Origin of the sequence: Hymenobacter volaticus, from assembly GCF_022921055.1 — a bacterium.
GTDB classification, from domain to species: Bacteria; Bacteroidota; Bacteroidia; order Cytophagales; family Hymenobacteraceae; genus Hymenobacter; species Hymenobacter volaticus.
Genome location: NZ_CP095061.1, coordinates 5,263,127 through 5,283,918, shown reverse-complemented (window position 1 = coordinate 5,283,918; position 20,792 = coordinate 5,263,127). Strand labels below are relative to the sequence as shown.

Sequence of the window (20,792 nt, the reverse complement as noted above, 5' to 3'; positions counted from 1 at the left end):
AAGTAATGCGCCATCTTCTATTTTGTTAGGGTAGCGGTTCGGCTCTCGCTGCTGGCTATAATTTCACAGTCTATTTCTGATTTATGCGCCTGATTGTATTTGCAGCCCTTCTATTCGGCAACCTGGCCGCCATTGCCCAAGCGCCAACGCCTCGTGTTGTTCAGAACATCGAAACCTTCGCCCGGCTCTACGGCTACGTGCGCTACTTCCACCCTTCCGATGAAGCGGCGGCCGTGGATTGGGACAAGTTGGCCGTGCTAGGCGCTCAGCACGTGGATGCCGCAAAGACCGACAATGAGCTACGCACAACCTTATTGACGCTCTTCCGGCCTGTGGCTCCTACCTTACAGCTACTGCCCATCAACAAAAAGGTCAGCTTTGCCGCGAAGGAAATCACACCTAACGACCTCAAAGGATACCAGGTGATTAGCTGGCAACACTATGGTATGGGGCAAGGCAATGCCCGCAGCATCTACCATAGCCGCCGCCTGCACCGGCCCGAAGCGCTAAAGTCAGCCGAGCCTACTTTCGGCACCCTTACTAAGGCCGTAGATGCTACAGCATATCGGGGCAAGGAATTTCGGTATACCGCCTTCGTGCGCAATGCCACTCCCGAGCAAGGTTCCGGTGCCTTGTGGGCCCGAGTCGATTTGCCAGGCAGAAAAATGGGCTTCTTCGATAATATGAATGACCGACCCATCACGCGAGGCGAGTGGACGGAATACGAAATCAAAGGCACCATCGATCCGCAGGCGGTTTCCTTGTATTTCGGCGCCATGCTAAGTGGCCGAGGGCAAGTGCAGGTAGATAAGATGCAAGTACTGGTGCGAGAAGCCGACACCTGGAAAACCGTGTTTGCCACTGATTTCGAGACCGACGCCGTTGACAAGTACCCCGAAAGTATTTCGGGCAAAGCCAACGCGAAAAGTTACACCAAGGAGTATTCGTTTGCCGTGAGTGAGAAAAGCGCCGCGGAAGGCCGGCGAAGCGTGCTCATCAGTTCCAGTAGCAGTGAGTCGGAAACAGCGAATGGATCTGATGAGGCACTTTTTGCCCGCCAAGTAGCTATTGGTGAGGTTGTGCAAGAAAATATTGGAAGCGGTTTGCGCTGTGTGCTGCCACTGGCCCTTTACGGCACCAAAGAGGCTACTTACCCAGCTGCTGACAAAGCAGAGCTAACGGCCTTGCAAGCTGCGCTAAAGCAATTGCCAGCCGCTGACCTCACCAGTAAAAGCCGAGCTCTGCGCCTAGCCGATGTAGTTATTACCTGGAACGTGTTTCAGCACTTCTACCCTTACTTCGCCTTCAGCAAGTCTGATTGGCCCGCCGCTCTACCCGAAGCATTGCGCGCAGCCTACCCCGACCAAACGGATGCCGAATACCTGAAAACGCTGCGCCGCCTCACCGCTCGCCTCCACGATGGGCACGTAGGCGTGTATTCATACGGCCGCGCCACCAATGTAAAGTATCTGCCCGTCGCCTGGGAATGGGTGCAAAACCAACTGATGATTACGCAAGTAGCAGACAACTCCTTGGCTGTGCACAAAGACGACATCGTAACGACCATCAATGGGCAGCCAGCCGCCGCTTATTTCCGCGAGGCCGAGCAATACATATCGGCGGCGACCCAGGGTTGGCTGCGGTACAGAGCCGCCTCCGAAACGGCAAGTGGTCCGGCCGGGTCTGCGCTTCAGGTGGAAGTGCTGCGCCCCGGAGCCAGCGCCACTGCCGTTACGCTGCATTTCGATCAGACGACCAATCAGTACAGTGCTACTCGGCAAGGATCGGCGTCGCGGCGTCTGTCGCCTTCTGTCTACTATCTGAACCTCGACCAGATTCCGATGGATTCAATTGATAAGCTGATGCCCGAACTGGAAAAGTCTAAAGCTATTATCTGCAACTTGCGTGGCTATCCAAAGAGCAATCATGGTCTCTTGGCGCACTTGCTTTCCCAGCCCGACACAGCTGGCCACTGGATGCGGGTGCCGCACTACATCTACCCCGACCAAAAGCAGCTAGCGGGCTACACTCCTATGGGTTGGAAATTGAAACCTAAAGCGCCGCATCTCTCCGCACGCATCATCTTTATCACCGATGGTAGCGCCATCAGCTACGCCGAAAGTTTCATGGGGTTTGTGGAGGGCTACAAGCTGGCCACCATCATTGGGCAGCCTACGGCGGGTACTAATGGCAACATAAATCCTTTCACTCTCCCTGGCAATTACCGAATTTCCTGGACGGGCATGGAAGTGCGTAAGCACAACGGCAGCCAGCACCACGGCGTAGGCATCATACCGAATATATACCTGGAAAAGACGATTCAGGGCGTGCGCGAGGGCCGCGACGAGTTCTTAGAAAAGGCAATTGAGCTAGCCAACGCGCAATAATCACAGGTCGGTTGGTGAGAAGCTATATCCTAGCTGGGGGTCGAACCTAATTTTCTCGTATCCGCTATGGGCGTCGCGCCGTACTGCTTGGTATAGAGCGGCCTCGCAACGAAAGGGAGGGCGTTTGGGAACCGTAACCACGCAGGACATCATGGCGAAGAAACCCGTTAATAAGAAAAGTAAGAACGATCCTGAAAAAAAAGCTCGGGTGCACAAGGAGCTGGAAGGGTTTGAAATCAAGATCAATCCATTAGGCGAAATAACTTCCAACTATTCTATCGAAGACATCAATACGTTCCTGAACCGCCACGTGCGCGACAAGAAGTTGGTGAACCGCGACGGGCAGTTTGGGGAAAAAGAAGACGAGGAATTTCCGCTCGAAGAAGGCGCACAAGAGCCCGAAGAGTCGGACGAGGATTTCATGCGTCGTACCAGCCGCGAAACCAAGAAGAAGGGCCCTAAAGACGAGCCCGATGCCGCTGCCGAAGCTGCCGATACCCGCGCCGAGCTACCCGACGACGTATAAGCTTAGTATCGTGTAACAATAAGAAGTAGCGCAACAAGCCCCTTAACCTGCTCGTGCAGTGTCAGGGGCTTGCTGCTATTTTAGGCCTTACATGGCCAAAGAAAAGATCTTCGCGCTACTTGTGGTGGGAGCTTGGTTTGAAATGCAGTGCTTTTACTATACTTGAAGCGGTATTTCCACCTTAACTCCTTCTACTCATGCAGTCCCACGACGTTGACTACAAAATTCTTGGCGATGATATTCAGGTACTAGAGGTCGAACTAGACCCCAACGAGACCGTAATTGCCGAAGCGGGCGCCATGGTGTATATGGAGGAAGCCATTGCCTTCGAAACCAAAATGGGTGACGGCTCGGAACCCGACCAGAGCTTGATGAGCAAGCTGTTTTCGGCGGGCACGCGGCTTATCACGGGCGAGTCGTTGTTTATGACGCACTTCACCCACCGTGGTAGTTACGGCAAAAGCCGGGTAGCATTTTCGGCCCCGTATCCGGGTACTATTATCCCACTGGAGCTGCGAACCTTGCCACAGGGTCTGATTGTGCAAAAGGACGGCTTTTTGGCAGCAGCTCGGGGCACCAAAATCAACATCCATTTCAACCAAAAGCTGGGGGCCGGCTTTTTCGGCGGAGAAGGATTCATTTTGCAAAAAATAACTGGCGACGGCCGGGCTTTTATCCACGCAGGCGGCACTGTCATCGAAAAGCAACTCAACAACGAATTGCTCCGGGTGGACACCGGCTGCGTGGTCGCCTTCGAGCCAAGCATCGACTTCAACATCACCCGGGCTGGGGGTTTGAAGTCCATGATTTTCGGGGGCGAAGGCTTGTTGCTAGCCACCCTGCGCGGTACGGGTCGGGTGTGGCTACAGTCGATGCCCGTGAAGAAGCTGATTCAGGCGCTGGCTCCAAGCGGCGGCAATGCACGGAAGGAAAGCGGCAGTGTACTAGGCAATCTGGGCGGGCTCTTCGACGAGTAAGCCAGCAGTTTGTCGAGAACACAGCTTTTTATCGGTTCAGTATTTCAAGCTGAGTGCCGCGGAGTTTGCCTCGGTCGTAGTGTTCTACCGCTGTTTGGGCCCCTTGCACATCAAACACTTTCCAATCGCCAAACCAGAAGAAATGTATTCCGTCAGGCTCGTCTATAATACGGGCCTGACCTTGGCGCTTTTTCTTGCCGCCAGCTTGGTACTCGGTGATGGAAATAAGACCATACGGTTTGCGGGCAAATTTTTCGGTGCGCTCTAGTGTACCGTCCGGAGCATAATAGCGCCACCGCCCGGCGTAGCGCCCGTGTCGGAAACGGCCTAACGCCATCGGCTGGTGCTTGGCGTCATCATAGTAAGTTGGCCAAGGTCCGTGCTGACGCAATTCTTTGTCGTAGCGACTCTGCGACCAAAAACCAATTGGCCCGTGCTTGGCAGTCGAACAAGCACCTAGCGCAAGTGCCAAGGCAAGTATGTAGGGAGCAAGACGCATTAGTCCACAAGGCAAGTAGTACGTTCTATCGGCTTCAGTTGAAGCTACGTGTGCTGTGCTTCAATATACGGGGCCAACCGAAATTCGCCCGTACTCTCGCCTGTAACTGGAACAGCTTTTCTCTTTACAAGCCCCTCCTTGTCAGACTAGTTACCTCACCAGTGAAGCAGTGATGCCGTGGGAGCCGTGGTATCAGTCAGGGCCGTTGGCTCCGGAGTAACCAAGGTTGAAGCAATGATGCCCAAACTCACTATCAATGTCAGCACAAGCAGTCCTAGCACACCCAATGTGAACCGAGAGGCCAGCGTGGAGTTTTCATCAGATAGCAAGTGACGTTTCCGGCGGGAAACGTATGGGCGAGAACGAGAGGAAGCAACAGCGGCCACGGCGGAACACAAAGAGCGTCGAACAATCCACCAATATAAAGTTAATTATTAAATAACATAGAAACGCTTTGGGCTGCTCGCTTCTTTCTCAAAGAGATACTACAATTTCTATGAAACTGCTAATATCTCTTCCAGCATTTCGCGTGAGTTACTGAGCCTCGGCACTTTATGTTGCCCACCAAGCTTTCCTTTTTGTGCTAACCAACGCTCGAATTGGCCAAGCTTAGCTACGGTAAGTACCGGAGGCACCAATGCTATATCACGGTGGCGTTTAGCATCGTAGTCAGAATTTAGTTGGCGTAAGGTAGTATCAAGCACCGCTGTAAAACGCTCGGTATCCTGCGGCGGGGTCAAAAATTCTATTAGCCACTGATGCCCGCCCCGCGACCCGTCGGCGGCCCCGGCGAAGTAGATAGGAGCTGCCGTGAAGTCGCGGACGGTGGTGTTGGTGGCTTGGCACGCCGCTGCTACTGCTGCCTCAGCATTCTCAACTACCACTTCTTCGCCGAAAGCATTCAGGAAATGCTTGGTGCGGCCCGTAATCCGGATTCGGTATGGTGCCAAGCAAGTGAAGCGTACTGTATCCCCGATTTTGTAGCGCCACAAGCCGGCATTGCTGCTCATGATGAGGGCGTAGCTCTTGCCTAGTTCCACGTCTTCTAGCGGCACGGCATGGGGTTCAAGAGAATCCCACTGATCGGCGGGCAGAAACTCGTAGTAAATACCGTGGTTAAGTAAGAGCAACAAATCCTCGGAATCGGGTTCATCTTGCAGGGCAATGTATCCTTCCGAGGCGTTGTAGACCTCCTGGTAGTGCATCTGCCCCGAAGGAATCAACTGACGAAATAGCTTTCGGTAGGGCCCAAACGCCACAGCGCCGTGCAGAAACAAGCCTAGGTTGGGCCATACCTCCGTTATATTATCGGTACCCGCTAGTTCCAGTACTCGGCGCAGCAACACAATCATCCAGGTGGGAACGCCAGCTAGTACGCGCACATCAACCTGCACTACATGACGGGCAATACGCTCAATCTTTTCTTCCCACTCATCGAGCAGTGCTAGTTCCAAAGGAGGGGTCCTGACGTGCTCGGCCCAGGTTGGCAAATTCTGCATGATAACAGCCGAAACGTCGCCAACTCTGGAGGCTGCATCTTCGGGGCGCATCGGATTGGGGGTGTGCGTACCCCCAAGCGAGAGAGTTTTGCCACCAAACACCTGGGTGTCGGGGTAATGCAGAGTCGCCAGGGCCGTCATGTCGCGGCCAGCGCGGTAATGACAGTCTTCCAGTGCTTCGCGCGTGACCGGAATGTACTTACTGCGGGCATTGGTAGTGCCACTACTCTTAGCAAACCACTGAACCTGTCCGGGCCAGAGCACGTTTCGCTCGCCGCGCAACACACGCTCCAGCATGGGGTACAATTCTTCATAGCTGCTTATTGGCACGCGCTGCGCAAATTCTCGCCCTGACACGCCATCGGCGTAACCGTACTGGCGGCCCCAATCTGTGTTTTTAGCGGTGTGCTGCAAGCTATGCAGCACTTCCTGCTGCACTTCGTGAGGGTGCTGTTGGAAGTACCTGATATCCGCTAAACGCCGCTGAACGGCCCACGTGAGGATGGTATTTAACACAGAGCTGGGAATGATGGGAAGACAGAGCGCGCAAGTTGCGTTTGTACCGTTGGTTGCGGAGGAATGTTGCCTAGAAAGACAAACCAACAACAAAACCAGCCTCCAAGAGCCTCCAGACAACGCCTACAAGTCCAGATCGAAGGGCCAAAGCAGCCTCATCAAGCTACGCTTATCTCGCGCAAGCCTGTGACTTGGCAGTTACGCTTATATCTTCCGCTTTAGCTCGAAGTGCTTACCTAAATACACTCGGCGCACCATTTCATCGGCGGCCAGTTCTTCGGCGGTGCCCGCTTTTAGCAGTTTGCCTTCAAAGAGCAGATAAGCCCGGTCCACGATACTAAGTGTCTCGTTCACGTTGTGGTCGGTGATGAGAATGCCGATGTTCTTGTGCTTCAGCTTGGCCACAATGCCCTGAATTTCTTCTACGGCAATGGGGTCAACGCCGGCAAAGGGCTCATCAAGTAGCACAAACTTAGGGTCAACGGCTAGGGCCCGGGCTATTTCGGTGCGCCGCCGCTCGCCGCCGCTTAGTACCCGACCGAGGTTTTTGCGCACGTGGGTAAGGCTAAACTCATTGAGCAGCTCTTCCACTTTGTCGCGCTGGGCCTGCTTGGGCATTTTGGTCATTTCGAGCACCGAAAGAATGTTTTCCTCCACGCTCAGATCCCGAAACACCGACGCTTCCTGGGCCAAGTAGCCAATGCCAAGGCGGGCGCGCTGGTAAATAGGCAACTTAGTGATTTCGAGGTCATCGAGGTAGATGCGACCGGAATTGGGCTTGACCATGCCCACGGTCATATAGAAAGAGGTGGTTTTGCCAGCCCCGTTGGGTCCCAGCAACCCCACAATTTCACCCTGCGCCACCGTCAACGACATGTCGTTGACCACGGTGCGGGCTTTGTATTTCTTAACTAGGTTATCGGCTCGAAGAATCATGCGGGGCAAAGGTAACTGAAGGCACGGGGATGGCGGCTACTGCTAGGTTAACGGCATTGCCGCTAGCCTAGTACGGCGTGAGTATCCGCTCTGTCTTGAATTTTAATTTGCACGTTGTAGCAAAAATGAAGATGGCCTCTTTAGGGATAGATAATACGCTACCTAACTGTAGTTCACATAGCAACGGAGTTGGAGTACAGGTACGGCTACCCACAAAATCTCTTGCAACTTACTGACACGAAAGGCTCATTCTGAATCCGACTTCTCCCTTGCTATAGCTTTTACCTTATGTCTTCACTGCGCCGATTTAGTATCTACTTGCTTGCACTGATTTTCATAGGGGCCGGAATCTTGCATTTCGCAGCACCTAGCCCCTACCTGCGCATTATGCCACCCTATCTGCCGGCACCGCTGCTGCTCGTGTACGTGAGTGGGGCAGCCGAAATAGCGGGCGGCTTAGGACTGCTCTTCCCAGCTACGCGGCAGGTGGCCGGTGTGGGCCTTGTCTTGCTATTAGTCGCTGTATTTCCAGCGAATGTGTACATGCTTCAAGCGCACGGAGCGGGCTTGTCGGTGCCGATGTGGGCGCTGTGGCTGCGGCTGCCGTTGCAGCTCGTGCTAATTGCTTGGGTGTGGTGGAGTAGCCGAGCTAGGTTCCAAAGAGCAAAAGTAAGATAACCCACAGCTTTACAGCCCGGCTTTATATTTGAACGATTCTATGCTATATAAAACTTCGAAAACGGTTCGTCTGTGCAGCAAGGGAATTGACTGATAACTGCTTTTCTAGTAATACCGATTGACATATCGGCACAAGTTATTACCGACGCTACCAAGGCCACTGCTGCTCGCGATTCTCTTTTCAGCCAAGTAGCTATAGCCCGTCAGCAAATTGAACAGAAAGCAGGAAGAGTTATCACAAAAGCCCATCGGGCGGGAGCCCGCCGCATTACTGTCAAGAGCTACTATGCAGCTCCTCCGTCCGCTAATCGAACATCAATTACAAAGTTCGCCTTGGCATGGGAGCATAAAATAGTGCATCGCCGCAACGGCTCTAGCCGAGAGTTGTTCACAGCTTACCTTTCGAACGGGATGAAGACGATCCAAGAGCGTCGGCACAACGGCGAGGTGACGTGGCTATGGCTGCAGAATTACAAAGACGTCAACCTGCTCCAGCAGCCAACACGTGAACTTAGCGGTACCTATGCCGACAGGCGGTACCTGCGGTGGGACGGCAAAACTATATGTTGCCTACTCGACTCCCCACACCCTAAATTGGTGCAGGGATGAACTTGCTCGCTAAAATGCGGCTTCGCTACTCCCAACGAATATCCTTTACCCGCAGCTGTAAGGTTTTGACTCCGCGGTACTCGTTGATTTCCACCGTGTAGCACACGCTAAACGGCTCACCTTCTAGGATGCGTGGCAGATGCTCCGCCAAGCCAAAGCCAATGGCGTCGAGTACGTGGTGGCCGTCTTGGGTGAGGGCCAGCTTAAGGTGCGACTGACCTACCACGCGAGCCGAGCTAGGTGCAGCGTACACGTTGCGGGCCATGAAGGTTGGGTTGGTATTGCCGGGCCCGAAAGGCTCCATTTGGCGGAGCAGGTTGTAGAAGCCGTTGGTTACTTCGCTCAGCTCCATTTCAGTATCGATGTCCACCGGCGGAATCATTTGCTCGGGCAAGATGCGGCCCGCCACCACCCGCTCGAACTTGGCCCGGAAAGCCGGTAGATTCTCAACGGGCAGCGTGAGACCCGCGGCGTACATGTGCCCTCCGTATTGGTCGAGCAGGTCGGCGCACTCTTCTATGGCCTGGTGTACATCGAAGCCAGCCACCGAGCGGGCCGAGCCGGTGGCTTTGCCATTGCTGTGGGTCAGGATGATGGTGGGGCGGTAGTACTTGTCGAGGCAGCGCGAGGCCACTATGCCAACCACTCCTTTGTGCCAGTCTTCCTTGTAGAGCACCGTGGTATGCGCATCCTGGAAGAGCGCATCGGCCTCTATCATATCCAAGGCCTCCTTGGTAATGCTCGTGTCGAAGCCCCGGCGCTCTTGGTTGGTTTTGTCGACTACTGATGCTTTCTCGAAGGCCTCTTCTTTGCTGGCAGCCAGCAGCATAGCTACCGAGCGCTTAGCGTCGCCCATACGACCAGCCGCATTGATACGCGGCGAGAAGCCGAAAACCAAGCTGCTGATGTTCAGTTCTGTGGTTTGCAAACCGGCTAGCTCGCGCAACGCATCGAGACCAGGGCGTTGTGGCCGTGCCGGATCGTTGAGCAGGCGCAGGCCGTGGTAGGCAAGCGTCCGGTTTTCGCCCATGATGGGCACGATATCAGCCGCGATACTTACGGCCACCAAGTCAAGCAGATCGTAGAGGGGTTCCTCATCCAACCCCTGATCTTCGGTGAAAGCCTGCATCAGTTTGAAACCAACGCCACACCCCGACAAGTCCTTGAACGGATAAGCGCAGCCCGGGCGCTTAGGGTCGAGCACGGCTACAGCATCAGGTAGCTCGGTGCCCGGCAAGTGGTGGTCACAGATGATAAAGTCGACGCCTCGCTCGTTGGCGTACACCACTTTATCCACAGATTTCACGCCGCAGTCGAGGGCAATAATAAGGGCGAAGCCATTGGTCGCGGCAAAGTCAATACCAGCTTCCGATACCCCGTAGCCTTCTTTGTAGCGGTCAGGTATGTAATAGTCGATGCGCTCGGGGCCGAAAAAGCGGCGCAGGTAGCTGTACACCACTGCTACGGAGGTGGTACCGTCCACATCATAATCGCCGAACACGAGCACCTTTTGACCGCTGTGCAGGGCCTCGGTGAGGCGGGCTACAGCGCGGTCCATGTCGCGCATTAGCAAGGGATTGGGCAGTTCCCGTAGGTTTGGTCGGAAATACGCTCGGGCCTCCTCAAAAGTGCATATATCGCGCTGGCAGAGTAGCGCTACAATGGTTTCCTTCACGCGCAACGCGTCAGCCAGAAACTGAACCTTTTCAGCATCGGGCGCAGGTTTGCGAATCCATCGTTTTTCCATGAGTACAGGCAGGAGGCCGGGGCAGTATTATCTTCAAAAGTACGAAGAAAACCCCGCCCGCCTAGTTGTTAGCTGCCTACTACATCCCGGAACATCTAGTTTTGTGCTATGTCCAACCTACGCGAATTCTTCCGCAAATACAGCCAGTACGTTGTCTCCGACGGCCTGATGTTCTTGTTTTTCAGGTAAAGCGAGTGGCGCGTAGCACTACAAACTATCTCCCCGCAGCTTTCTGAACCGCTTACGAGCTTCTGCTACATATATACTGCCCGGATACTTTACCAGAAATTGATTGTATAGCGTTTTTGCCTGCTCTTTGTCTTGCAGGTTTTCTTCTTGAATGCTAGCCAGCAAAAACATGGCGTCGTCGCTCAGTACATCGTACTTAGGGTTTGTCGTGATTTTCTCGAGCGTAGCTACTGCCGCACGGTAGTCGCCGGTACGCCGCTGCAACTGAGCCTTTAAGTACCAAGCATCGTCTTGCAGGGCGTGGCCTGGGTATTTCTGCAGCAGTGCATCGAGGCCGCGCAACGCTTCGGTAAGTTTGTTTTGGAACACAAGCTGCTCCACGGTGGCATAGTCGCGTAGTGCTACGCCCGCAGTATCCATAGCCGTGTTGTCGGTGATGAGCAGACTAAGCTGCATAGCGTCGTTGGCAATTTCGCGCGTGGTAGCTTCCTTCAGGATATCGAGGTGGCTTTTGGCCAGCTTGAAGTCGCCAGCGAAATAGCTGAGGCGAGCGTTGCGCAGCTTGGCTTCGTATCCTAACGGCGAATCCTTGTGCGACTTTTCCACCTGCGAGTACAGCAAGGTGGCTTCCCACGGCTCGGCCCGCAGCAAGTAGATGTCCGCTAAGTTGATTTTGGCCTCATCCACTACCTCAATGCTGGCGCGGGGCATGTCAATCACTTCTTGCAGCAGAGTTATAGCCTTGTCCTTCTCGTCGAGTTGGAAAGCGTGCAGCACCGCCATGCTACGTAGTACGGGGGCAGTCTGGGGCGTACGACCTAGCTCAGTCAGTACCTGCTGATATTGCACAATAAGCTCCCGAATTTTGGCGGGGTCAACGGGATAAGTTTCGCGCACCTGCGCTTCTCTTGACTGCACGAGGCGCTGGCGGGCAGAGGCGTAGAAAGGTCCACCCTTGTACTCGCGCAGCACGTATTCGTAGCCGCTGATGGCGGTTTCGTAGTCTTTGTTGTATTGAGCAATGGAGGCCAGATCCATCACGCGGCTTCCTTCTGTGCGGCCACGGCGGTCGAGGGCTTTGGCCTGCACCAGCGCGCCCGTGAAGTCCCGACGCTGGACTTGCAGCCACAGCAGCAACTCGCTGTACACGCTCCGGTCGGGGTACTTCTGTACATTGGTTAGCAGCTGGCGCTCTAGAGCATCAAAGTCCTTGTCATTCTGAAGGCTATTTTGCAGCATATTGCGCACGAAAGGCAGTTGCTGCTCGTCGTCTTGCACGAGGCGTAGGGTTTCCGCCATGAGCTTTTCGGTGTTGCCGTTCTGCGTATAGAGCTGCACGAGTTGCGTGCTGAACTCCAAGTCGTTTTTGGCCAACTCCCGGCCGCGCAGATACGTCTTCTCCGACCACTCGGGCAGGTTGCGGCGACTGAACTCAGCAGCAACGGGCAGTACCTGCGCGGAAGTGAGTTGGCTAACTACTTTCTCGTATTGCTTGGTGGCAGTTCCTTGGTCGCCGGAGGCCGCGTAGAGGGCACCTAGTGACACCCCGTAGCCTCCCTCCTCGGGATGCTGGCGAATAGCGCGCTTCACTAGTTTCTCAGCGTCTTTGTAACGCTTAAGGCCCTGCAAGGACGCGAGGTAGTCGGGTAGTATGGCAACTGATGTTTGCGCGTCAGAGGGTAGCTTACTAAAGAGAAAGGCGGCCTTCTCATGCTCTCCTTTGCGGGTATATTCTTTAGCCAAAGTAACATTGCCAACATCTTGCTGGGCCTGAAGCGGCGCGGTGCTAAGTAGCAGAAAAGAGAACAGCAGGCTGGGAAGACGACGCATAGAAACAGGATAAGCAGCAAGTGACAACGGACGTGAAAACAAACGGAAGCGCCGCCAGATTCATTTCAAGATAAGCAGGAAATCCGACGCAATTCTCTCTACTACTTTCGTTGCGTTGCTCATCTCTTCGTAGCCTAGCGGCATTCATCAAGTTGAAAACAAGCTGGCTTGCAACGAAATCAACGCACATAAAAAAAGCCGCTTCTCTGGAAGCGGCTTTTTAGTTTCAAGTAACAAGGCTTAAAAGAACTTGTTGCGCTCGTCTTTGATGTTAGCGTTGGCTTTCACGGCTTCGTAGATCAAGCCATCAGCGCGGCCTACCCGCTGGTCGGTTAGCTGCTTGCGTACAGCAACTATGTCGGAAGGAGCAGTAGGTTTCTGTACGCTTACTGGCTCTACTATCAGCACACCTTGCTCGCCCTGGATAGGAGCCGACTTCTGGCCGGGCTTCAGACCAAAGGCTTTGCCCACTGCTAGTGGCTCGCTGCCCAGGCCCGGAATCGTACCCGAACCTAGTACCACGCCCTCGGCCGTCTTCACTTGGGCAGCCGAGCCGTACGTGCCAGCTATCTGCTCCAAGGTGCCGGTTTTGCCGGTTAGCTTGCCAATGATTTGCTTGGCTTTCTCTTCGTTGCGCACGGCAGCAGTTAGCTCTGGCCGCAGGCTAGCTACGTCGGCAGTGCCCTTGCTCCGCTCCCCGGTCAGGACGGCTACCACGTACTGGTCACCTATTTCAAACACCTCGGATACGTCGCCGACTGCAGTTTTCTTGCCAGCCGTGCCATAAGCCCAACGCACAATCTCGCGAGCACCTTGCAGGCTGTTTACTGCTTGGTCGCCGCGGCCAAGACCTTTTGCTTCCTGCTTCTGCAAGTTCTTTTCTTTGGCAACCACCTTGCGGAACGACTCTAAATCGGTGGCTTCGCCTTTCAGCGTTTGAGCCCGAGTGTAAGCCGCTTCACGCGTAGCTTCCGATGGCTCCATCTTCTTCTGCACAGTAGCCAACTGATACGTCTGCGTAGTTTTGGGCGCCGTGATTTTAATAACGTGGTAGCCGAACGAAGTCTTAACTGGGTTCGGCAGCAAGCCAGTAGAAGTAGCCCCAAAGATGGCCTTCTCGAATTCGGGTACCATACGGCCCTGCTGGAACCAGCCTAGATCACCACCGGTGTTTACGGTGCCGTCGGTGCCATACTGACGAGCCATAGCGGCAAAATCAGCACCGCCCTTAATATCAGCTAGCACTTTTTTGGCTTTAGCTAAAGCAGCGGCCTCCGCCTCTGGCGTGTTACCTTCGGGCTTGATGAGAATGTGGCTAGCCCGGGCCGAGGGTTGGCCGCCAGCTTTTTCACCGGTTACTTTGATTAAGCTGATCGTGCCATTCTCGGCATATGGGCCATATACCTTACCTACCGTGAGAGGCAGCTGCTGACGCAGCTTCTCTGGCATATCAGCCGGTGATACGAAAGCGTGGTTGTAAGGCTGATCGGAGTTAAGTTTTACAAACAACGAATCGTTGGGAGCCGAGGCAAATTGCGTGGCCAGTTGGGCAACGGTTTGCTGTACAGCCGCCGTATCTTCCTTGGAAGCCACCACCGGAATAGTTACGTACTCGATGCTGCGGCCGTCTTCTACTTTGTAGCGACTCTTGTTCTTGTCGAGGTAAGCTTGCAGTTGGTCGTCCGTCACCTTCACCGCCGAGTCGGAGATAGAGAAATACGGAACGAACAGGTAGCGCATGCTCGCCCGGGTGTTTTGGTTTTCGTCGAAACGCTTGGCTTCGGCAGTCGTTACGTAGGTGCTTAGCTTGATCAGGTTGTTGTACTTCTGACCCATGCGCTCCGGCCCTAGGTTGGCTTCGAAGTTCTGCCAAGCAGCCTGCGCATCGGGTGGCAATTTGTCGAGGCCTTGCAGGTACTGAATAATTTTGGCGCGGTCGAACTGCCCGGTCTTTGGGTCAGTAAAGGCCTGCCGAATGCTGGGGTGAATGTTGCGGCCTTGTACCATATCCGTCAGTTCGTCGTCGGATACGGCCAACCCAAGCTTATCAAATTCCTTTTGGAAGGCAATGCGGTAGATGGTCTGGTTCCACGCCTGATCGCGCAAGTAGCCCATAGCCTGCTCGTCGGGCTGGCGGCCTTGCTGCTGCACAAACGACTGCTTGGCTTGCTCCAACGCGTTGTTGAAATCCGTCAGTTCTATCTTCTGGCCGGATACTTCGCCTACTACGTTTTGATTGCCGCCAAACAAGCGGTTTTTCCCCCTATCAGGTCGCCGCCCACAATGAAGAGCAGCATGCCAATGGCAACAGTACCAACGGCCCAGCCTGATTTTTCCCGAATCGTGTTAATTAATGCCATTTACTTGAAAAAAAGCACAGTAGGTTAAAGCGTAAAGAGTCGCAAAATAATCAGAAAAAGGCGAAAAGGCGTCATGCTGCACTTAGCGAAGCAGTTGGCTTGTGGAGTAGAAGTTGTTTACCCCGTGGGCCAGTTGCTTCGCTAGGCGCAGCATGACATTGTTCTATACTCTTGATTGCCATAGCCCGCCTAACCGCGGCGCTTGTTGCGCGGTACTGGCTTGGCATTAGTTGTTGGCTGTTTTACTGGTGTTTTAGGTGTTGTTTTTTCCTCTTCTTTTGCCTTCAGATACCGAAACAGCATCACGCAGCTAAACGATACCATGAACAACCAATAGTTGTCGCGCAACGCGTTTTTATCGTTTTGCAACACGGTTTCGTAGGCTCCAATCACAAACGAAACGACACCAACCGAAAACAAAACGGTGCGCAACAAAGCTTTATCGAATTGCATGGCTGCTACTGAGGAGTGGTACTAGCTGACTCAACAATGAACTGACCAGCTGGCCGCTTGAAGAGGTAACGACTTGTAGTCATGTTATAAAACAAGCCGTAGCCCGTTAAGGAGTCGGTGGGCGTCACGAACTGCGCGAAAGTAGCGGAGTCGGTGTAGACCACGTTTCTTTGCTTGTCGTAGAACAGCTCCTCGGTGTACATGCGCTGTTGCTTCTCCTCGTTGTTTACTCGCACGTTGCCACGCATCGTGTAGAGGTTCTTCACCTTCTCGTATTTGCAGTACTTGCCGCTCAGCTTGTTTACTACTTTCTGCCCGCTCTTATCGAAGAAAGTTACCTGTAATCCTTTCGGGTAGAGTTGGTCTCCATTTTCAAATTGCTGCTCAAGTGGAGCAGTGTACCGGACTTGCAGCTTGGCAGAGTCGCTGTACAAAGTCAGCACATTCGTTGACTCCAACAACGGCCCATTATACTTCACTGGCTCCTTGGCTTGCGGCTCGGCTTTTTTGCAGCCAGTAGCCAACGAACCCGCTAGCAGCAAGAACAGAGCCGCGCGGGAAGGCAACGAGTGTATCGAGTGAGAAGTACGCATGGGTAGGATCGGCAGCTTATTCAATCCGACGCTTAATAAACCAACGGTTGTTAAGCGAAATTCCCAACTGTGCCCGGATGTAGTCTTCTTTGATGTTTCGCTCTTCACTACCACTCACCCGGTTCACATCGGTGTTGCCGCGCTGTCCATAGGTGAAGCCTAAACTAACCGTGGTAGCTTCGAGTGGCGAAGCCGATACAGGCAGCGAGAAGCCCCAGCTGATAGCCCGGTCGTAGAGGGTTTGGCCCGCAGGACGGTAAGGCATCTGAGCCATCGAAATACCGACCCGATACGTTACGCGTTTGAAATAATTATCAACAGAAGTAGGGTCGGGAACATACTCCCCGCCCAACGCCGCCCGAAACGTGTTGCTCAAGGGCACGGCAGCGGTACCACCTTGCTGGTTGAACGACCGGAATTTCGACCACTCCTGCTGCGCCACGTCCGCGTTGATCGACCAGTTTTTGTTGTTGTCGATGCTGATGCCAAATTGTGCTAGCGCGGGCACTACAGCATAACCTGTTTGCTGAGCCAGAGTATCAGCTCGGGTACCACTTAATTGGCTGCCATCCGGGTTCTGAGTTTCTTGGGTCTGCAGTCGGTCGCCACTCAGGTTGGTTTGGAAAGCATAGACGCTCCCTACATTGTAGTTCAGCTTGTCGTTAAACTTACCGCGGTAGTGAAGGCCACCCCGGAATTTGAAGTCGGAGTAGTGGATATGGTCGATCAGTACCGCTCGGGTGTCAGTCAAGGGATTAGCTACCTGCACCTGCGTTCCGGTCGATAAATCGATACTGCCGAAGATGTACGAAGCTGTCAGCCCCGCCGACAAGCCTTTTGCCAACCGAATACCTTGTCCGAAGTACGCTTCCGTCAAATCTCCCTGACCCATGTAGCGGTACTGTACCGGCGTCTGGCTTAAATCACTCAGCACACTCGTTTGCACCGATTCGTAATCTACGGAGCTGAAGGGCTTAAGGCCAATAGCGGCTCCCCAACGCGTAGAGAGTGGCACGGCTAGCGCAAAGTACCCGAGCGTAGCGCTACCCGTCTTCTGCGACTGAATATTGTTGCGCACCGTTTTGTACTGGCTGTTCACGGCCACCTCCCACGTAGTGCGGTTCATGTAGTACAGCAAAGCCGGGTTCAGGTCGTTAACTTGCACCCCGTTGGGCGCGGCCAAGCCGGTTCCTCCCATGCCCGTTTGCCGGACACCACCTGCATTAAAATACGTGTCGCCTAAACCTAAGCGAGAGTATGGCGAATTGCCGAGCCGTTGGCCTTGGCTGCGGGTGGCAACTCCGAGACTCAACAGCGTTAGTCCCAGCAGCCCAGCGTATTTAGAGTTCAACATTGTAAGCTAATATGCGGTGGAGCCCTATCAACACAAGCTCCGGAATGGCAAAGATAAGGCCTTTCAACCGGGGTTGGAAAAAGCCAGCATCGCCGCCGGCCAATACCACCCCAAGTTCCGGAAATTGCTCCCGGTATCTGTCGATCAGTCCGTTCACTTCGGCAGCGGCTCCATTCAGCACTCCACTTTGGATGGCTGCTGTAGTGTTGTCGCCAGTCAGAGGAACAGGAGCTTCCAAGTTAGAAGGCAGTTCCACCAACGGCAAGCGCCCGGTAAACGTATGTAGCGCCCGAAAACGCAGCTGTAATCCGGGTGCAATACTACCGCCCCGGAACGTGTGCCCACCCTCCACCAAGTCGCACTTGATGGCCGTACCCGCGTCCACGATGAGCGTATCTTGATTAGGTCGGCGCCAAGCTGCACCTACCGCCGCTGCCAGCCTGTCGGCCCCAAGTGTGTGTGGAGTGGCGTAGGCATTTTGCAATGGTAATGGCGTAGTTGCCGGACGGAATTCAAGTACCTCCCCCATCAATTCCGCCTTCAGCAGGCTTGCCCATTCAGAGGTGGTAGCAGTTACCGACGATATAATGGCATGCTTGGGTGTGAGGCGCCGGATGGCGACAGTTAACTCATCAAGCGTACAATCAGCTGTTTCAATCAGCGCATCGTCTTCAAAGCAGCCGTACTTCACAGCCGTATTGCCGATGTCGAGGGTAAGCGTGCGCACGAGTAGTGTATAAAAGGGAATAGGTGGCAAGTGAGGAGGCGACAGAGTAAGAGTTAGTTACTGCCATCAGCCGTCAAGTGGAAGAGAGTATTTAAGCTGACAAGGTTGCGTTCCGAGCGGAAATACTTCGGCAACTTTATTTCTATACTTTTCAACCTAATGGCTACCACCTCCTCACCCGTCACTTCTTACATGAAGTATTTCAGGCGAATAACTTCTTTCTCGTTTAGGAAACGCCATTTACCGCGTGGCAAGTCCTTCTTGGTAAGGCCAGCGTACTGCACCCGGTCCAGCGAAACCACTTCATAGCCTAAGTGCTCGAAGATGCGCCGCACAATACGGTTGCGACCAATGTGGATTTCAATGCCCACGAAGTGCGCGTTGCCTGCTACTACTGCTACGTCGTCTACTTCCGCTTTGCCATCTTCCAGTTCCAGACCAGCTGCAATCTGTCCGAGGTGCTCTTCCGTCAGTGGTTTGCTAAGTTCTACCTGGTAGATCTTTTTGTTGCGGTGCGAAGGGTGAGACAACTTCTGCGCTACTTCGCCATCGTTGGTGAAAAGCAACAGCCCGGTGGTGTTGCGGTCAAGGCGACCAACTGGGAAGATGCGCTCTTTCGAAGCTTCCTTCACCAGTTCCATCACGGTACGGCGTCCTTCCGGATCGTCGGTAGTGGTGATGAAATCTTTCGGCTTGTTGAGCAACACGTACACCAATTTCTCTCGGTTGAGGTTGGTTTTGCCGTACTGCACGGTATCCGTGGGTTGCACCTTGTAACCCATCTCGGTTACTACCTGTCCATTTACCTTGATTTCGCCGGCTGCAATTAGAGCATCGGCATCACGACGCGAGCAAATACCAGCATTGGCAATGTAGCGGTTCAAACGCACCTCCCCATTTGCCGTATCCTCTTCCTCGCGGCGACGTTTGTTGCCTCTGGTTTTGTCTTGCTCGTAGTGCTTCAGGTTCTTGTAATCGGGCGCTTGCCCGGCTACGTCACCGCGCTTCATCTTATCGGCACGGTTGGGAGTTGAGGCATCACGCCCCGGACGATTGTCAGGACGCAAGGTACGCTCGGGGCGTTCGGCACGCTCCCCGAAAGGCCGAGCCGGGCGGTCGCTCCGCTCACCATATGGACGGGCCGAACGCGACTCACTGGAACCTTGGCTGTCGGGCCGGTTACCGTAGCCTCGCTCCTGCGGACCACCGAAAGCACGACTAGCACCGAAGCCACCTTCGCGCTGCTCGCCGGTGCTACGGTTGCCGAAGCTGCGCCGCTCCCCGGTGCTGCTACCAAAGCCGCCTTCGCGCCGCTCATTGTAGTTGCCACGGGGGCGCTCTTCGCTGCTTTCGCGGCGGGCTGGGCGCTGCTCTTTTTCCTCACCAAATTCATCTGGACGGCCTCGGAAATCAAATGGTCGAGCAAGCCGAATAGCACGGTCTGGACCAAGTTCTTCGGCGGGGCGTGGCTCTCGGTTGAAATCTGACTCGCGTGGGGCAGCAGGCGTTGGTTTGTCTTTCAGATTAGGATCCGTCTTAACAAACTTACGGTTCCGCTCACCCGGATTTCCGCGGGGTACAGCAATATCGCCTTCTCGCCGATAAGGCTGCCCGTTCCAAGTCTTCTTTGGCTCAAACGGTCGGGCTGGGCGCTCCTCATTGTTGCGTGTACCACCACCATAGCCACCTGGCCGCCGGTCATCGTCGCGGCGTGGTGCACTGCGGTCGAATGACCGGCCTGATCCACCCTCCTGCCGGTTGCCGTAGGGCCGGCTCCCACTGTTGCTTTCGCGGCCTTTATAGCCACCACCCGAGTTGCTTTCGCCACCACGGTTGAAGCTACCGCTGGCAGGCTTACCGAAACCTCCAGTGCCAGTACCGAACTTCTTAGGACCACCAAACCCACCAGGCCGGTCGCCAGTGCTACGGCCAAAATTAGAGCGAGGCGCGGAACCACTGTCACGGTTGCTGTCACCAAAGCGTGGGTTGCCACCAGACCGCTCGCGGTCATTGGCACCGCCAAAACGTGGCGCATCTCCACGGCCCGGCCGGTCAGCACCGGGACGAGGCGTACTGAATTTCTGATAAAAACCGGAGCCGGTGTTGCCGGAAGATGGCCGCTCAGTGCGACCACGGCGGTTAGGGGTATCGCCGGAGTTATGTTTCTTGCCCATGGTTGCAAGTATGTGTTCCGTATCGCTACGGTACGAATGAGAATTTGTGAATACTATAAGTTACGGCTTATTCGCGGCTAACGAAAGACCGCTGAAAACAGTGCCCGGACTAGCAGCCCGTCCTCCACGCATGGAGAAGCCGGCCGGTAGTCCGGGCATCGTGTAGTGGCAGTTTGTCGTTAGTCGCGACGAGCCATCTTAGCTTCGATTGAGTGCTGGGTGTGAGGAACAGCACGCAGACGCTCTTTCGGAATCAGCTTGCCGGTACCAATGCACACGCCATAGGTACTGTTTTTGATACGCACCAGTGCGTTCTCAAGCTGTTGGATGAACTTCATCTGACGCGAGGCCAACTGGTTCAAACTCTCCTTCTCAGCAGTGTCTGCTCCATCCTCGAGTACCTTCGACGACGAAGCCGTATTGTCGGTACCTGAATCATTTTTGCGGCTCAAGGTTTCTTTAATAAAGACAACCTCTTTGCGGGCGGCGGTCAGCTTTTCCTGGATGATTTGCTCGAATTCGGCCAAATCCTCCCTGGAATAGCGCATAGTTTCGTCACTCATGTCGGGTAAGAAAAAGTAAACTAGGATTGGACAATGAAGAGGCTGCCGGCAGAACCGACTAGATTCCTGGATGTGGCCTGAACAGCAATACAGGCAATTTAGTTTACCCGAATTTTATGCCATATCTGGCTTTCATCCTAACCAAGCTTTTAGACCTGGCTATTTTCGGGCGCAA

General features: G+C 54.3%; 19 protein-coding genes. 5 read left to right on the top strand and 14 right to left on the bottom strand.

What is annotated here, in order from left to right:
• The first annotated feature begins 83 nt into the window (after positions 1–83).
• The 3 genes from MUN86_RS23095 (at position 84) to MUN86_RS23085 (ending at position 3,890) form a co-directional block, all read left to right on the top strand.
• Complete coding sequence (locus tag MUN86_RS23095; protein ID WP_245120353.1) at positions 84–2,387, top strand: S41 family peptidase; 2,304 nt, start codon at positions 84–86, stop codon at positions 2,385–2,387.
• Between the two features lie 124 nt (positions 2,388–2,511).
• Positions 2,512–2,913 (top strand): hypothetical protein, encoded by a 402-nt coding sequence (locus MUN86_RS23090; RefSeq protein WP_245120351.1) that lies wholly within the window; start codon positions 2,512–2,514, stop codon positions 2,911–2,913.
• 197 nt (positions 2,914–3,110) lie between these two features.
• Entirely contained in the window at positions 3,111–3,890 is a 780-nt protein-coding gene (locus MUN86_RS23085) for a TIGR00266 family protein (protein WP_245120349.1), read from the top strand.
• A gap of 28 nt (positions 3,891–3,918) precedes the next feature.
• Here MUN86_RS23085 and MUN86_RS23080 read toward each other — a convergent pair whose 3' ends face one another.
• The 4 genes from MUN86_RS23080 to lptB all read right to left on the bottom strand — a co-directional run bounded on the left by MUN86_RS23080 (position 3,919) and on the right by lptB (position 7,340).
• The gene (locus MUN86_RS23080; protein ID WP_245120347.1) at positions 3,919–4,362 is read right to left on the bottom strand and encodes a toxin-antitoxin system YwqK family antitoxin; all 444 of its coding nucleotides are present in this window, start codon (positions 4,360–4,362) and stop codon (positions 3,919–3,921) included.
• Between the two features lie 182 nt (positions 4,363–4,544).
• Positions 4,545–4,775, bottom strand: coding sequence for a hypothetical protein (locus tag MUN86_RS23075; RefSeq protein WP_245120345.1), 231 nt, complete (start codon positions 4,773–4,775; stop codon positions 4,545–4,547).
• A gap of 108 nt (positions 4,776–4,883) precedes the next feature.
• Positions 4,884–6,404 carry a GH3 auxin-responsive promoter family protein gene (locus MUN86_RS23070; protein ID WP_245120343.1) on the bottom strand — a complete coding sequence of 507 codons (1,521 nt, stop codon included), beginning with the start codon at positions 6,402–6,404 and terminating at the stop codon, positions 4,884–4,886.
• A 204-nt stretch (positions 6,405–6,608) separates the two neighbouring features.
• Positions 6,609–7,340, bottom strand: coding sequence for an LPS export ABC transporter ATP-binding protein (gene lptB, locus MUN86_RS23065; protein ID WP_245120341.1), 732 nt, complete (start codon positions 7,338–7,340; stop codon positions 6,609–6,611).
• Positions 7,341–7,628: 288 nt separating this feature from the next.
• Between lptB and MUN86_RS23060 the strand changes: the two genes are divergently transcribed.
• A complete protein-coding gene (locus MUN86_RS23060) occupies positions 7,629–8,018 on the top strand; it encodes a DoxX family protein (protein ID WP_245120339.1) in 390 nt (129 codons plus the stop codon).
• Between the two features lie 411 nt (positions 8,019–8,429).
• On the top strand, positions 8,430–8,627 hold the full coding sequence (locus MUN86_RS23055; RefSeq protein ID WP_245120337.1) for a hypothetical protein: 198 nt from the start codon (positions 8,430–8,432) through the stop codon (positions 8,625–8,627).
• A 25-nt stretch (positions 8,628–8,652) separates the two neighbouring features.
• Here the strand turns inward: MUN86_RS23055 and recJ are convergent, their stop codons facing one another.
• From recJ to MUN86_RS23010, 10 genes are all read right to left on the bottom strand, one after another.
• On the bottom strand, positions 8,653–10,374 hold the full coding sequence (gene recJ, locus MUN86_RS23050; RefSeq protein WP_245120335.1) for a single-stranded-DNA-specific exonuclease RecJ: 1,722 nt from the start codon (positions 10,372–10,374) through the stop codon (positions 8,653–8,655).
• Between the two features lie 207 nt (positions 10,375–10,581).
• The gene (locus MUN86_RS23045; protein ID WP_245120333.1) at positions 10,582–12,393 is read right to left on the bottom strand and encodes a tetratricopeptide repeat protein; all 1,812 of its coding nucleotides are present in this window, start codon (positions 12,391–12,393) and stop codon (positions 10,582–10,584) included.
• Between the two features lie 240 nt (positions 12,394–12,633).
• The gene (locus MUN86_RS23040; RefSeq protein WP_245120331.1) at positions 12,634–14,643 is read right to left on the bottom strand and encodes a peptidylprolyl isomerase; all 2,010 of its coding nucleotides are present in this window, start codon (positions 14,641–14,643) and stop codon (positions 12,634–12,636) included.
• Positions 14,619–14,753, bottom strand: coding sequence for a hypothetical protein (locus MUN86_RS31360; RefSeq protein ID WP_280640564.1), 135 nt, complete (start codon positions 14,751–14,753; stop codon positions 14,619–14,621). The genes MUN86_RS23040 and MUN86_RS31360 overlap by 25 nt, the downstream gene beginning before the upstream one ends.
• A 189-nt stretch (positions 14,754–14,942) precedes the next feature.
• Positions 14,943–15,206: a hypothetical protein gene (locus tag MUN86_RS23035; RefSeq protein WP_245120329.1), complete on the bottom strand. Its 264-nt coding sequence runs from the start codon at positions 15,204–15,206 to the stop codon at positions 14,943–14,945.
• Positions 15,207–15,211: 5 nt separating this feature from the next.
• Entirely contained in the window at positions 15,212–15,799 is a 588-nt protein-coding gene (lptC, locus tag MUN86_RS23030) for an LPS export ABC transporter periplasmic protein LptC (protein ID WP_245120327.1), read from the bottom strand.
• A gap of 16 nt (positions 15,800–15,815) precedes the next feature.
• Entirely contained in the window at positions 15,816–17,153 is a 1,338-nt protein-coding gene (gene bamG / locus MUN86_RS23025) for a BamG family beta-barrel-assembly machinery protein (protein ID WP_245120325.1), read from the bottom strand.
• Positions 17,140–17,880 (bottom strand): type III pantothenate kinase, encoded by a 741-nt coding sequence (locus MUN86_RS23020; protein ID WP_245120323.1) that lies wholly within the window; start codon positions 17,878–17,880, stop codon positions 17,140–17,142. The genes bamG and MUN86_RS23020 overlap by 14 nt, the downstream gene beginning before the upstream one ends.
• Before the next feature lie 188 nt (positions 17,881–18,068).
• Positions 18,069–20,054 carry a pseudouridine synthase gene (locus MUN86_RS23015; protein ID WP_245120321.1) on the bottom strand — a complete coding sequence of 662 codons (1,986 nt, stop codon included), beginning with the start codon at positions 20,052–20,054 and terminating at the stop codon, positions 18,069–18,071.
• Between the two features lie 179 nt (positions 20,055–20,233).
• Positions 20,234–20,617, bottom strand: coding sequence for a TraR/DksA family transcriptional regulator (locus MUN86_RS23010; protein ID WP_245120319.1), 384 nt, complete (start codon positions 20,615–20,617; stop codon positions 20,234–20,236).
• Positions 20,618–20,792 lie beyond the last annotated feature (175 nt).

Excerpts from the sequence above, each read along its gene's own strand:
- lptC (WP_245120327.1), bottom strand. The coding sequence starts at position 15,799 with ATGCGTACTTCTCACTCGATACACTCGTTGCCTTCCCGCGCGGCTCTG.
- MUN86_RS23060 (WP_245120339.1), top strand. The coding sequence starts at position 7,629 with ATGTCTTCACTGCGCCGATTTAGTATCTACTTGCTTGCACTGATTTTC.
- MUN86_RS23035 (WP_245120329.1), bottom strand. The coding sequence starts at position 15,206 with ATGCAATTCGATAAAGCTTTGTTGCGCACCGTTTTGTTTTCGGTTGGT.
- MUN86_RS31360 (WP_280640564.1), bottom strand. The coding sequence starts at position 14,753 with ATGGCATTAATTAACACGATTCGGGAAAAATCAGGCTGGGCCGTTGGT.
- bamG (WP_245120325.1), bottom strand. The coding sequence starts at position 17,153 with ATGTTGAACTCTAAATACGCTGGGCTGCTGGGACTAACGCTGTTGAGT.
- MUN86_RS23055 (WP_245120337.1), top strand. The coding sequence starts at position 8,430 with ATGAAGACGATCCAAGAGCGTCGGCACAACGGCGAGGTGACGTGGCTA.
- recJ (WP_245120335.1), bottom strand. The coding sequence starts at position 10,374 with ATGGAAAAACGATGGATTCGCAAACCTGCGCCCGATGCTGAAAAGGTT.
- MUN86_RS23010 (WP_245120319.1), bottom strand. The coding sequence starts at position 20,617 with ATGAGTGACGAAACTATGCGCTATTCCAGGGAGGATTTGGCCGAATTC.
- lptB (WP_245120341.1), bottom strand. The coding sequence starts at position 7,340 with ATGATTCTTCGAGCCGATAACCTAGTTAAGAAATACAAAGCCCGCACC.
- MUN86_RS23095 (WP_245120353.1), top strand. The coding sequence starts at position 84 with ATGCGCCTGATTGTATTTGCAGCCCTTCTATTCGGCAACCTGGCCGCC.
- MUN86_RS23045 (WP_245120333.1), bottom strand. The coding sequence starts at position 12,393 with ATGCGTCGTCTTCCCAGCCTGCTGTTCTCTTTTCTGCTACTTAGCACC.
- MUN86_RS23015 (WP_245120321.1), bottom strand. The coding sequence starts at position 20,054 with ATGGGCAAGAAACATAACTCCGGCGATACCCCTAACCGCCGTGGTCGC.
- MUN86_RS23085 (WP_245120349.1), top strand. The coding sequence starts at position 3,111 with ATGCAGTCCCACGACGTTGACTACAAAATTCTTGGCGATGATATTCAG.